The sequence below is a fragment of the Flavobacterium bernardetii genome (assembly GCF_011305415.1).
Lineage (GTDB): Bacteria > Bacteroidota > Bacteroidia > Flavobacteriales > Flavobacteriaceae > Flavobacterium > Flavobacterium bernardetii.
This window is the reverse complement of the sequence record NZ_JAANOQ010000005.1, coordinates 160,950-173,833: the sequence shown is the minus strand read 5'-3', so window position 1 is coordinate 173,833 and position 12,884 is coordinate 160,950. Positions and strand designations below refer to the sequence as shown.

10 protein-coding genes are annotated in these 12,884 nt (G+C 31.6%); 7 read left to right on the top strand and 3 right to left on the bottom strand.

Annotation, left to right across the window (positions count from 1 at the left end; translation table 11 throughout):
• Positions 1–40: 40 nt before the first annotated feature.
• The gene (recA, locus tag G6N05_RS10575) at positions 41–1,045 is read right to left on the bottom strand and encodes a recombinase RecA (protein ID WP_166128428.1); all 1,005 of its coding nucleotides are present in this window, start codon (positions 1,043–1,045) and stop codon (positions 41–43) included.
• 178 nt (positions 1,046–1,223) lie between these two features.
• On the opposite strand from recA, the gene trhO reads away from it, so the two are divergent.
• The gene (trhO, locus tag G6N05_RS10570; RefSeq protein ID WP_166128425.1) at positions 1,224–2,594 is read left to right on the top strand and encodes an oxygen-dependent tRNA uridine(34) hydroxylase TrhO; all 1,371 of its coding nucleotides are present in this window, start codon (positions 1,224–1,226) and stop codon (positions 2,592–2,594) included.
• Positions 2,595–2,649: 55 nt separating this feature from the next.
• Here the strand turns inward: trhO and G6N05_RS10565 are convergent, their stop codons facing one another.
• Both G6N05_RS10565 and G6N05_RS10560 read right to left on the bottom strand, forming a co-directional pair.
• Positions 2,650–3,339, bottom strand: coding sequence for a response regulator transcription factor (locus G6N05_RS10565; protein ID WP_166128421.1), 690 nt, complete (start codon positions 3,337–3,339; stop codon positions 2,650–2,652).
• 4 nt (positions 3,340–3,343) lie between these two features.
• Positions 3,344–4,705, bottom strand: a complete 1,362-nt coding sequence (locus G6N05_RS10560) for a sensor histidine kinase (RefSeq protein ID WP_166128418.1) — start codon at positions 4,703–4,705, stop codon at positions 3,344–3,346.
• A gap of 116 nt (positions 4,706–4,821) precedes the next feature.
• Here G6N05_RS10560 and G6N05_RS10555 point away from each other — a divergent pair, with 116 nt between their 5' ends.
• The 6 genes from G6N05_RS10555 (at position 4,822) to G6N05_RS10530 (ending at position 12,748) form a co-directional block, all read left to right on the top strand.
• Entirely contained in the window at positions 4,822–6,924 is a 2,103-nt protein-coding gene (locus tag G6N05_RS10555; protein WP_166128413.1) for an outer membrane beta-barrel family protein, read from the top strand.
• A 368-nt stretch (positions 6,925–7,292) separates the two neighbouring features.
• A complete protein-coding gene (locus G6N05_RS10550; protein ID WP_166128409.1) occupies positions 7,293–8,447 on the top strand; it encodes a PSP1 domain-containing protein in 1,155 nt (384 codons plus the stop codon).
• On the top strand, positions 8,437–8,925 hold the full coding sequence (locus G6N05_RS10545; RefSeq protein WP_166128405.1) for a gliding motility lipoprotein GldH: 489 nt from the start codon (positions 8,437–8,439) through the stop codon (positions 8,923–8,925). The genes G6N05_RS10550 and G6N05_RS10545 overlap by 11 nt, the downstream gene beginning before the upstream one ends.
• A gap of 10 nt (positions 8,926–8,935) precedes the next feature.
• On the top strand, positions 8,936–11,257 hold the full coding sequence (locus G6N05_RS10540; protein ID WP_166128400.1) for a penicillin-binding protein 1A: 2,322 nt from the start codon (positions 8,936–8,938) through the stop codon (positions 11,255–11,257).
• 8 nt (positions 11,258–11,265) lie between these two features.
• Positions 11,266–11,964: a CoA transferase subunit A gene (locus G6N05_RS10535; protein ID WP_166128396.1), complete on the top strand. Its 699-nt coding sequence runs from the start codon at positions 11,266–11,268 to the stop codon at positions 11,962–11,964.
• 124 nt (positions 11,965–12,088) lie between these two features.
• A complete protein-coding gene (locus tag G6N05_RS10530; RefSeq protein WP_166128393.1) occupies positions 12,089–12,748 on the top strand; it encodes a CoA transferase subunit B in 660 nt (219 codons plus the stop codon).
• Positions 12,749–12,884: the final 136 nt, after the last annotated feature.

The following is a 12,884-nucleotide window of genomic DNA, read 5'->3' as shown; positions in this document are numbered from 1 at the left end:
AATCAAAAAAAAATCATCCTTTTGGATGATTTTTAATTTCTTATGCGTTTTGCTCTTTTAGTAAGGCTTTAATTTTAGCTTCTAATTCGTCCATTAATTCTGGATTATCCTTAATTAATTGTTTTACCGAATCTCTTCCTTGTCCTAATTTGGTTTCGCCGTAACTAAACCAAGAACCACTTTTCTTTATAATTTCAAAGTCAACTGCTAAGTCTAAAACTTCTCCAACTTTAGAAACACCTTCGCCATACATAATGTCAAATTCACAAGTTCTAAAAGGTGGCGCTACTTTGTTTTTTACAATTTTTACTTTTGTTCTGTTTCCAATAACATTGTCGCCATCTTTAATTTGTGATGAACGTCTGATGTCAATTCTAATAGAAGCATAAAACTTTAAGGCATTTCCTCCAGTTGTCGTTTCTGGACTTCCGAACATCACTCCAATTTTATCTCTCAACTGATTGATAAAAAATACAGTACATTTTGTTTTATGAATCGTTCCTGTTAATTTTCTTAAAGCTTGTGACATTAAACGAGCATGTAATCCCATTTTACTATCACCCATATCACCTTCAATTTCACTTTTTGGTGTTAAAGCAGCAACCGAGTCAATAACCACAATATCAACCGCTCCAGAACGAATTAAACTTTCAGCAATTTCTAATGCTTGTTCTCCGTTATCTGGTTGAGAAATAATTAAATTATCAATGTCAATTCCTAATTTTTCCGCATAAAAACGGTCAAAAGCGTGTTCCGCATCAATAAAAGCGGCAATTCCACCTGCTTTTTGAGCTTCTGCTATGGCGTGTAAAGTTAAGGTTGTTTTACCAGAAGATTCTGGTCCGTAAATTTCAATAATTCTTCCTTTCGGATATCCATTTACACCTAATGCAATGTCTACACCTAAAGATCCTGATGAAATGGTTTCTACTTCTTCTACTGCAGAATCTCCCATTTTCATTACAGTTCCTTTACCGTAAGTCTTGTCTAATTTGTCTAATGTTAATTGTAAGGCTTTTAATTTTGCTTCTTTTTCCGTGCTCATAATAATAAATTTTCCGTAAAAATACAGAATTTTTTAATCGGAACAAACATTGTTAATATGTTTTGTGATTTTCTAAAAAATTATAACTTTGCAGCAGAATTCTTCCAATTAGAGTTCCCTTATTTATTTCTGTATCAGACGTGATGAATTCCGTCTTTAACCTTAAAATGTTTATAGCATGCAACTGTATAACACCTTAAGCGCAGAAGAAAGAGCCAAGTTAATTGATCAAGCTGGTCAAAGATTAACGCTTTCTTTTTATGCGTATGCCAAAATTGAAAATCCAACACAATTTAGAAACGACTTATTTCTGAAGTGGAATAAATTAGATGCCTTAGGCCGAATTTATGTCGCTACCGAAGGAATTAATGCGCAAATGTCTGTGCCTGCAGAAAATATTGATGCTTTCAGAGAAACGTTAGAAAAGTACGATTTCATGAAAGGTATTCGTTTGAATATTGCTGTGGAACACGACGATCATTCTTTCTTAAAATTAACCATAAAAGTTAGAAATAAAATTGTTGCTGATGGTTTGAATGATGAAACTTTTGATGTAACGAATAAAGGTGTACATTTAAATGCTAGAGAATTTAATGCTATTTTAGATGATCCAAATACGATTGTAGTGGATTTTAGAAATCATTATGAAAGTGAAGTGGGACATTTTACAGGTGCGATTACACCTGATGTAGAAACGTTTCGTGAAAGTTTGCCGATTATCAATGAGCAATTAAAAGATTTCAAAGAAGATAAAAATTTAGTCATGTATTGCACGGGCGGAATTCGTTGTGAAAAAGCTTCAGCGTATTACAAACATCAAGGTTTTAAAAACGTTTTTCAATTAGAAGGTGGAATTATCAATTATGCCAAACAAATTAAAGAAGAAGGTTTAGAAAGTAAATTCATTGGTAAGAATTTCGTTTTTGATCATCGTTTGGGTGAAAGAATTACAGACGATATTATTTCGCAATGTCACCAATGTGGCGAACCTTGTGATACGCATGTAAACTGTGCGAATGAAGCCTGTCATTTGTTATTTATTCAGTGCGATTCTTGTGCGGAAAAAATGGAAAGTTGTTGTTCTACCACTTGTGTAGAAACGATTTATTTGCCTTTAGAAGAACAAGAAAAACTAAGAAAAGGGGTTAAAAACGGAAATATGATTTTTCAAAAAGGAAAATCACCAGATTTAAAATTCAAACAAAATTCAGAAAGAAATATTTTTGAAGAATTAGCTCAAAAACCGGTAAAAGTTTCAGCGGTTACGCAAATCAGAAAAAGAAAAATTGCCACAGAAAGAAAGTTATACATCGGGAAAGGGCAACATTATTTTTCTAAAGCGCAAGTTGGACAATTTCTAATCGAAAAAGAAGAATTAAAAACAGGCGACACGATTTATATCATCGGACCAACAACAGGAAATCAAAAAATTGAAGTAGGAACGATGTTCGTAAATGGAACAGAAAATACGGTTGCAAAATCGGGTGATAAAGTCACGTTTGTCGTACCATTTAAAATAAGAGAATCGGATAAAATTTATAAAATATAAATCGAAATTCATAAGAAAACCAAACCTGTTGCGTTAATTATGCAGCAGGTTTTTTTTAGTTTTGAATCTTAAATTCTAAACCTACATTACGGATACTTTCGATAGTAATTCGGTTGTCGTCAGAAAAATATTTTCTAATTCGACTTATAAAAACATCCATACTTCTTCCTGAAAAAAAATCGTCATTTCCCCAAACACTTTGTAAAATATCATTACGTTTGATGAGTTGATTTTTGTTTTTCAAAAAAAATAAAATTAAAGCAACTTCTTTTTCTGTAAGTCTTTGAGTATGATTATTTAATTTTAATTCCAATCTATTTGGTTCAAAAATATAATTACCAATCATAATTTCATTCACCGAGATGGTAACTTGATTTTTTTGCGCTCCTCTTTTTAAAATATTGTTTAGTCGCAATACCAATTCATCGGCTTCAAATGGTTTTACGATATAATCGTCGGCACCTAATTGTAATCCTTTTAATTTGTCTTCTTTTAGTTTTCTAGCAGTAAGAAATATAAATGGTGTTTCGGGATTGCTATTAATTATTTTTTCGGCTAGTGTAAATCCGTCCATTTTTGGCATCATAACATCAAAAACACAAATATCAAAAGTTTCTTTTTGAAATAGGGAAAAGGCTTCTTCTCCGTCTTTTGCCCAAGTAATTTGATAATTATATAGTTCAAGATATTGTTTGAGAACATCGGCAAAATCTAAATCGTCTTCGGCAAGTAGTACTTTTTTCATATGTTTAAACAGATGGAAGACTAATATTAAAAACAGCTCCTTTACCTAAATCACTAATTACGGCAACGGTTCCTTTATGTGCTTTTATGATCTGATTTACATAATATAAACCCAAACCTAAGCCTTTTGTGTTGTGAAGATTTCCTTCTTCTACCCGATAGAATTTATCGAAAAGTAGAGAATGGTTGCTTTTAGAAATTCCAATTCCATCATCTTGAATACTAATATTGAATTGATTGTTACTTAATGAAGTTCGAATAATAATAGAATCGCATCCATATTTAACGGCATTTTCTAATACATTTTGAATGGCAGTGGTAAGATGAAATTTATCAAGAAATAAGAATGTTTCTATGGTACAAAATTCAGTTGTAATTGAAATGGATGGATTAGAAATTTTGAAATCATTACTAATTGAATTTAAAAACACTTCAGAATTAATCTTTTCTTTTTGTAATTCTATTTCGTTATCTTCAAGAGAATTGTTTAAAACTTGATCGATTAATTTTTGCAAGCGGTTGTTTTGGCGAGAAATTGTTGCTACTAAATTATTAAAATTATTTTCGTTTTCTCGAATGTCTTTTCTTTCTAATATTTTGGTAGAAATGGCTAAAGTGGCTAAAGGTGTTTTTAACTCGTGTGTAATATTATTGATAAAATCGGTTTTAACATCGCTTACTTTTTTTTGCTTTATTAATGCTTTAAGAGCAATAACAAAAAGGGTAATTAGGGTTAAAATTGAGAGAATTGAAAAGCAGAACAACACGGCCATCCTTTTTAGAATAATAGCTTCCCAATTGGTTATCGATACATATAAAGCGTCTTCGGTAAGTAATTTAAAATCTGAACTCATGGCTTTTCCACTTGTTGTGCCAACATAATTTCGTACCAAAAAAGCATTGTCTAAAGATTCTAAATCACCATATAATTTATTTCCTATTATAGGCTTTTCCGCAAAAATGGTATCTGCTATTTTAGTGTTATTATAAAGCACAAACTTGTTGAGAACAATGGCAAAATCTAGTTTTAAATCGGGAATTTCTTTTTCAAATTTAAGTTGTAATTTATGAGTTAATTCCTTTTTGAATTTATTTTGAAGGATAGAATTCTTAATTCTGTTTCGGGTTTTAGGATCAATAATATAATTCGTAGCTAATTCCCGATATAACAAGTCTTTCTTGTTGAAAATGGTGGAATCGATATCACTATAATCGTTTGTAATGTCAGCAATTTTGGTTTTTACTTCTCCTCTTAATTGGGCTACTTTGTAATCATAAGTAGTTTTAACCAAATAATATTGCATGACTGAAAGCACAATAAGTACTACAACAGAAAACTGAATTAATAAGTTGATCTTCTTCTTCATGGCTTCAAAAATAAGTGATTTTATAGAATAAATAAGACATTAACTCAGCATTAACCTAGCATTAACTTTCATATTCAAATTTTGAAAACATATTTGCACAGATAAAATAAAAGATAATGAAAAATGTACTAAAAGTAATGTTTAGTTTGCTACTTCCAAGTTTTGCATTGGCACAAAATGAAATAGAACAAGATACAATTTCTAAAAAAATAGAAGAAATAGTCATAAAAAATGATAAAAAAATCATCACCAATAAAAATGGAAATTTAAAAATTGATGTAGCCAATTTAATCTTAAAATCGGTTCCTAATGCTATTGATTTACTATCAAAATTACCCAACGTAATTATTGGTACGAATAAAGAAACTATTAGTGTTGTTGGAAAAGGAAATCCATTACTTTATATAGACAATCAAAAAGTGAGTATAAACGATTTAAACACTTTGTCTGTAGATGAAATTAAGAGTATCGAAATTATAAATAATCCATCAGCTAAATATGAAGCAGAAGGTAGAGTTGTGATTTTAATTACAAGGAAATTAAGTAAAAAAGAAGGATTTAAAATCGATATTACAGAAACAACTTCAATCAAAAAAAGATTTAATAATTATTTAGGAATTAATGCAAGTATCAAAAAAAAGAAATTAGAAATCAAAGGTAATTTTAATTACAATCAGTTAAATATTTGGGAAAGGCATGATATAAAATATGAGATTCCAGAGGCAAATATTATTTCAAATTATGATGTTGAAGCTTATACTAAAAGACCTCAGTTTATTTTTGGAAGTGGATTGTTTTACAAAATAAATGAAGATGATTATTTTTCTATCAGTGGAAATGCAAGAATTCAGAAAGATGTTTTTGGTATAAATACAAAAACTTTCAACAAACAAGATAATATAGAAAACACTATTTTAACACAAAGTAACAACGATAACAATCGAGTGTATTCGAATTCCTTTGCAAATTATTCTAAGAAAATAAAATCAATAAATGCCCAATGGTTTTCAGGTTTTCAGTTTTCTAATTTCAATCAAGAAACGGTTACTTTAGTTAAAAACAGATATGATAATAATGAGTTTGAACGAACACAAAATAGAAATCAGAAATTTGATGTTTCAGTTATTTCAGGCAGAACAGATTTAGAAAAAACATTTAAAAATGAAATGAAATTAGAAGTTGGTGGACTATTTCTTTCTGCTGATGCCAAAACAGATTTAGATGTTTTAAGTTTTAATAATATGGCTTCAACACTATCGAAATATAATTTTAAAGAACAAAACATTTCAGGTTACGCTCAAGTTTCTGGTAAAGTCAAAAAACTTCAATACTCGGCAGGTTTTAGAATTGAAAACACCAATATTATTGGAAAATATACAAACGAAAGTTTGCCTTTAATTAAAAAAGAGTACACTAATTTTTTCCCAAAAGCACAACTTGATATTCCTATGGATAGTTCGAAAACGATTACTATAAATTATTCGAAAAGTATAACTAGACCTAATTATTCAGCTACAAATCAAGGAGCTACTTATATCAATCCTTATTTTATTTATGGAAGTAATATCAATTTGGATCCAACTATTAAAGATGAAGTTGCCACTAATTTTCAATACAAGGATAAATCAATCCGTTTGAGTTATTACAAAAATTCAAATCCAGTTTATGGAGATTTTGTGTATGATAATTCTCTAAATATTTTAACTTTTAGTCAGAAGAATTTTGATAAAGAAAGTGGTTTTGTGATAGATTTTACGATTCCTTTTACTTATAAATTTTGGACAGTAAATAACAGTTTGAGTTTTATATTAAATAAAATTGAAGACCATTTAGCCATACAAAACAAATCTAAACCTTATCTGTATTACTATACAAATCATTTGTTTAAATTACCTAAAGAGTATACAGTTTCTACCACGGTTTGGGGATTAACAACACAATATGAAGGTGTTTACGAAAGAAGACAACCCGAATTTATTATGGATTTAGCCATTTCTAAAACATTTTTTAAAAAATGGGATTGTACTTTTGGTTTCAATGATATTTTTAAAAATTTCGTTTACAAAGAAAATTTCACCATAAATAACATTAGCTCGAAGTCAAATTATTTATCAGATACACATGAAATTTCTTTTGGAATTAGATATTCTTTTGGAAGAATAAAAAACTCAGAATTTAGTGAAAAAAACATAAATGAAGATGAGAATAGAATCCGTTAATTATGAATCAACTTCATCAATTTCATTTTTGTCATGAGCTAATTCCTTTTCATTTATTTAAGTAACGGATATCTAAAATACTATTATAAATTATTCCAATATTGACCCAATTCCACAAGAAAACCAAACCTGTTGCGTTAGTATTATGCAACAGGTTTTTTCGTTTGTAAAAACTTCAAAAAGCAAAATTATAAATTAAGGTAAAAAATGCTATCTTTACGCTCAAAACAAACTTTGAAATCGCAACTCAAAAAGTCTTGTTGTAAACAAGTTCAAATAAAAGAATGCGATACCAAATGACATTTGAAAAAGAATAAATCAACATTTGAAAAGTAGTTCCACATAAGGGACGATCAATATATATAATTATGGCATGTACAAGTTGTTCAACTTCCGATGGTGGTGCACCAAAGGGGTGTAAAAATAATGGGACTTGCGGCACCGATAGCTGCAACAAATTAACGGTTTTCGATTGGTTGGCAAATATGACTTTGCCTGGCGGACAAGCGCCTTTCGATTGTGTTGAAGTAAGATTTAAAAACGGAAGAAAAGAATTTTTTAGAAATACCGAAAAACTAACTTTAAGCATTGGCGATGTAGTAGCAACTGAAGCTTCTTCGGGTCACGATGTAGGTTTGGTTTCTTTAACAGGTGAATTAGTTCGTGTTCAAATGAACAAAAAACACGTTAAAGACAACGCGGAAGTTCCTAAAATTTACAGAAAAGCAACACAAAAAGACATCGATATTTGGCATGGCGTAAGAAATAAAGAAGACGCTATTCAGGTTCGAGCTCGTGAAATTGCGATTGCAATAAAATTAGAAATGAAAATTTCTGATATCGAATTTCAAGGTGATGGTTCAAAAGCAACTTTCTATTACACAGCAAATGATCGTGTCGATTTTCGTCAATTGATTAAAGAATATGCGGGTGAATTTAAAATCCGTGTTGAAATGAAACAAGTTGGTTTCCGTCAGGAAGCTGCACGTTTAGGTGGAATTGGTTCTTGCGGACGCGAATTATGTTGTTCTTCTTGGTTAACCGATTTCAGAAGTGTGAATACTTCAGCAGCGCGTTACCAACAATTATCCCTAAATCCTCAAAAATTAGCCGGACAATGTGGGAAACTAAAATGTTGTTTAAATTACGAATTAGATACGTATTTAGACGCACTTAAAGGTTTACCAGATATGGACACTAAATTGCTTACAGATAAAGGAGATGCCTATTGCCAAAAAATAGATATTTTCAAAAATCTAATGTGGTTTTCATATGCGAACGCGCCAGCTCATTGGCACACTATCAAAGCAGATAAAGCTAAAGAAATTGTAGCTTTAAACAAACAAGGGAAAAAAATCGCACAATTAGAAGATTATGTAGAAGAAGTTTCTACTGTCAATATTGAGAAAAAATTCGAGAATGTAGTTGGTCAAGATAGTTTAACACGATTTGATCAACCTAAGAAAAAATCGAACAATAATAATAAAAGAAAAAAGAAACCGTTTAAGAAAAATGAACAATAATTTTTTTAAAATACTACCTTTTGCCTTGCTTTTTACCGTAATTTCTTGCGATAAAAAGCAAGTTTTCGACGAATACAAAGAATTTGATGGCACTTGGAAGAAAAACAAAAAAGCCACTTTCACTTTCGAACAAAAAGACACGACTGCAGTGTACAATTTGTTTTTAAATGTGAGAAATAATAACGAGTATCCGTATGAAAATTTATTTTTAATTGTGTCTTTAAACCAACCCGATGGAAAGGTTTTAGTAGATACTTTAGAGTATAAAATGGCACATCCAGACGGAACTTTAATGGGAACTGGTTTTTCAGATATTAAAGAAAGCAAACTGTGGTATAAAGAAAATTACAGTTTTGAAAAAGCCGGAAAATATACGTTAGAAGTGGAACACGCTGTAAGACAAACTGGAAAAGTACAAGGCGTACAAGATTTAGTTGGAATTACAGATTTAGGATTAAGAATTGAAAAAAGAAAATAAATAGAAGAATATGGCAACTACTAGCACCCAAGTCAATTATTCAGATTACGTAAGAAAATTTTGGAAATTATTCTGCTACACTTTTGGTGGGGTTTTATTATTTTTTCTTTTAGCGTCGTGGGGATTTTTCGGAAAAATGCCTTCGTTTGACGAATTAGAAAATCCAGATACGAATATCGCCACAGAAATTATTTCTTCTGACGGCGTTACTTTAGGAAAATTTTATAAAGAAAACAGAACACCGGTAAAATTTCAAGAATTACCAAAACATTTAGTGGATGCCTTAGTCGCTACTGAAGATGAGCGTTTTTACGAACATTCTGGAGTAGATGCAAAAGGAACTTTGAGAGCGATTTCAAGTTTAGGAAGAAGTGGTGGAGCAAGTACGATTACACAACAATTAGCCAAAAACTTATTTCACGGCGAAGGTTCAAAATTTTTACCTTTTCGTATCATTCAAAAATGTAAAGAATGGATTATTGCTACGAAACTAGAAAGACAATATACCAAACAAGAAATCATAGCCTTATATTTAAACAAAGTAGATTTTGTAAATAGTGCAGTTGGAATTCGTTCGGCTTCAAAAATTTATATGGGTAAAGAACCTAAAGACTTAACTATAGAAGAAAGTGCTCTTTTTGTCGGAATGTTGAAAAACCCAGCATTATTCAATCCAACAAAAGAAAAAAGAAAAGAGAAAGTTTTTAACAGAAGAAATACGGTTTTAGACCAAATGGTGAAAAACAAGTATTTATCGGAAGGAAAAGCAGAACAACTTAAAAAACTTCCATTAAAAATTAATTTCAAACCAGAAAGTCACGCTGAAGGAACAGCTACTTATTTCAGAGAATACTTACGTGAAAGTTTAAAGCCTATCATCAAAGCTATTGAAGAAGAAAAAGGGGAAGAAATTGATTTGTACACGGCTGGTTTAAAAATTTATACGACTGTCGATTCTCGTATGCAACAATATGCAGAAGAAGCAGTTGAAGAACATTTATCTAATTTACAACCAGAATTTAACCGCAGACAAAAAGACAATCCAACCGCTCCGTTTTTAGATATTACTCCTGAAGAAACTCAGAAAATCATGAACTCAGCGATGAAAAATTCAGAGAGATGGCGTATTATGAGCATCAACGGAAAATCAGATGCGGAAATTAAACAATCTTTTGAAGTTCCTGCCAAAATGAAAATCTTCACTTGGAAAGGGGAAAGAGATACTATCATGAAACCTAAAGATTCTATCCTTTATTACAAGCATTTTTTACAAACTGGAATGATGGCTATGGAGCCACAAACAGGTCATGTGAAAGCTTGGGTGGGCGGAATTAATTACAAATATTTCCAATACGATCACGTAGGTCAAGGTGCGCGTCAAGTAGGTTCAACTTTTAAACCATTTGTATACGCAACAGCCATTGACAGATTAGGAAAATCGCCTTGTGATATGATAATGGATGCACCATTTACTATTTTAAAAGGAGATAATAATGACAAAGATTGGTCACCAAACAATTCGGATGGAAAATTCCGTGGATTGGTTTCTATGAAAAAAGCATTAGCGAATTCTATCAACACGGTTTCAGCTCGTTTAATTGACGAAGTAGGCGCGCCTGCAGTTGTGGAAATGGCCAAAAATTTAGGAGTTTCTTCAGATATTCCGAATCGTCCAGCGATTGCATTAGGAGCTGTAGAAATTACCGTGGAAGAAATGGTTGCCGCTTTTAGTACTTTCGCAAATGAAGGCGTGTATATCAAACCACAATTAATTACGAAAATTGAAGATAAAAACGGAGTAGTAATTTACCAAGGTGTAGAAGAATCTCACGATGTCGTAAATAAAGATGTAGCGTATTCTATTATTAAATTAATGGAAGGTGTTACCGAATCAGGTACAGGTTCTCGTTTACGTTGGGCAGCTTCGGCTCCGTCCAACTTCTTAACAGGTGTTCCTTATAATATTAAAGGACCAGTTGCCGGAAAAACAGGAACTTCTCAAAACAATTCAGATGGATGGTTTATTGGAATGGTTCCAAATTTAGCCGCTGGAGTTTGGGTAGGAAATGAAGACCGTTCTGCGCATTTTGAAAGTACGAATATGGGACAAGGCGCTACAACAGCCTTACCAATTTACGGGATTTTTATGCGAAAATGTTTAGCAGATCCAACGCTAAATATTTCACAACAACCATTTAAAAGACCTGCTAACATGTCTATTAAAGTAGATTGTGGACCAGAACCTAAAGCAGTTGTAGATTCTACTGCAGTAGATTCTTTAGCAGTTCCAGTTGATGCACAACCAGATACAGAAGATATAGACGGACTATAATTTATATTATGATTTCAAGAAAAGTAAACAACGTACAAGAAGCGCTTGAAGGAATTCAAGACGGACAAACTATTATGCTAGGAGGTTTCGGACTTTGTGGTATTCCAGAAAATAGTATTGCAGCATTAGTGCAAAAAAATGTAACTGATTTAACTTGTATTTCAAACAATGCAGGTGTAGATGATTTTGGTTTAGGATTACTATTGCAAAAACGTCAAATTAAGAAAATGATTTCTTCTTATGTAGGTGAAAATGCCGAATTCGAACGTCAAATGCTTTCAGGAGAATTAGATGTAGAACTTACACCTCAAGGAACTTTAGCAGAAAAATGTCGTGCCGCTCAAGCCGGAATTCCTGCGTTTTTTACACCAGCTGGTTTCGGAACGGAAGTCGCAGAAGGTAAAGAAACCCGTGAATTTAACGGAAAAATGCATGTAATGGAATTGGCATATAAAGCTGATTTTTCAATCGTAAAAGCATGGAAAGGTGATGAAGCAGGAAATTTGATTTTCAAAGGAACCGCTCGTAATTTTAATGCTTGTATGGCAGGTGCTGCAAAAATCACCATTGCTGAGGTAGAAGAATTAGTACCAGCTGGAACTTTAAATCCAAATGAAATTCACATTCCTGGAATTATGGTCAACCGTATTTTCCAAGGTGAGAAATTCGAAAAAAGAATTGAGCAACGTACAGTAAGACAAAAATAATTAGCCAATTGGTTAATGTGCCTATGAGGCAATATTTAGTTAGTCAATTATTGGCACATTGAATATTGAAAAATTGAAAATTAGAATCGGCACATTGAAAATTGAAAATCGACACATTTAAAAAATGGCATTAGATAAAAATCAAATCGCAAAAAGAATCGCACAAGAAGTAAATGATGGTTACTATGTAAATTTAGGAATCGGAATCCCAACTTTAGTTGCGAATTATGTTCGTACCGATATTTCAGTAGAATTTCAATCAGAAAACGGTGTTTTAGGAATGGGACCTTTTCCTTTTGAAGGAGAAGAAGATGCTGATATCATCAACGCAGGAAAACAAACGATTACCACTTTACCAGGAGCTAGTTTCTTCGATTCAGCTTTTAGTTTCGGAATGATTCGTGCACAAAAAGTAGATTTAACTATTTTAGGTGCGATGGAAGTTTCTGAAAATGGAGATATTGCCAACTGGAAAATTCCAGGAAAAATGGTAAAAGGAATGGGTGGAGCCATGGATTTAGTAGCTTCTGCAGAAAATATTATCGTAGCTATGATGCATGTGAATAAAGCGGGAGAATCTAAAATTCTTAAAAAATGTACCCTTCCATTAACTGGTGTAGGTTGTGTGAAAAAAGTAGTTACAGAGTTAGCGGTTTTAGAAATCACACCAAACGGTTTCAAATTATTAGAACGCGCACCAGGTGTTTCAGTGGAAGATATTATCAAAGCAACAGAAGCAGATTTAATCATTGAAGGTGAAATTCCAGAAATGAGTATCGAATAAGATATTTTTAATTTTATTATTTAAAAGCGACTTTTTTAGTCGCTTTTTTATTTATTTAAAATTAAGGAAAATTCAACAAAAACACAAAAACACTAATAATTCAATAAAAATTTATAAAAAAATTTGTTTTTATAAT

Coding starts and splice junctions, on each gene's coding strand:
- recA (WP_166128428.1), bottom strand. CDS start 1,045: ATGAGCACGGAAAAAGAAGCAAAATTAAAAGCCTTACAATTAACATTA.
- trhO (WP_166128425.1), top strand. CDS start 1,224: ATGCAACTGTATAACACCTTAAGCGCAGAAGAAAGAGCCAAGTTAATT.
- G6N05_RS10565 (WP_166128421.1), bottom strand. CDS start 3,339: ATGAAAAAAGTACTACTTGCCGAAGACGATTTAGATTTTGCCGATGTT.
- G6N05_RS10560 (WP_166128418.1), bottom strand. CDS start 4,705: ATGAAGAAGAAGATCAACTTATTAATTCAGTTTTCTGTTGTAGTACTT.
- G6N05_RS10555 (WP_166128413.1), top strand. CDS start 4,822: ATGAAAAATGTACTAAAAGTAATGTTTAGTTTGCTACTTCCAAGTTTT.
- G6N05_RS10550 (WP_166128409.1), top strand. CDS start 7,293: ATGGCATGTACAAGTTGTTCAACTTCCGATGGTGGTGCACCAAAGGGG.
- G6N05_RS10545 (WP_166128405.1), top strand. CDS start 8,437: ATGAACAATAATTTTTTTAAAATACTACCTTTTGCCTTGCTTTTTACC.
- G6N05_RS10540 (WP_166128400.1), top strand. CDS start 8,936: ATGGCAACTACTAGCACCCAAGTCAATTATTCAGATTACGTAAGAAAA.
- G6N05_RS10535 (WP_166128396.1), top strand. CDS start 11,266: ATGATTTCAAGAAAAGTAAACAACGTACAAGAAGCGCTTGAAGGAATT.
- G6N05_RS10530 (WP_166128393.1), top strand. CDS start 12,089: ATGGCATTAGATAAAAATCAAATCGCAAAAAGAATCGCACAAGAAGTA.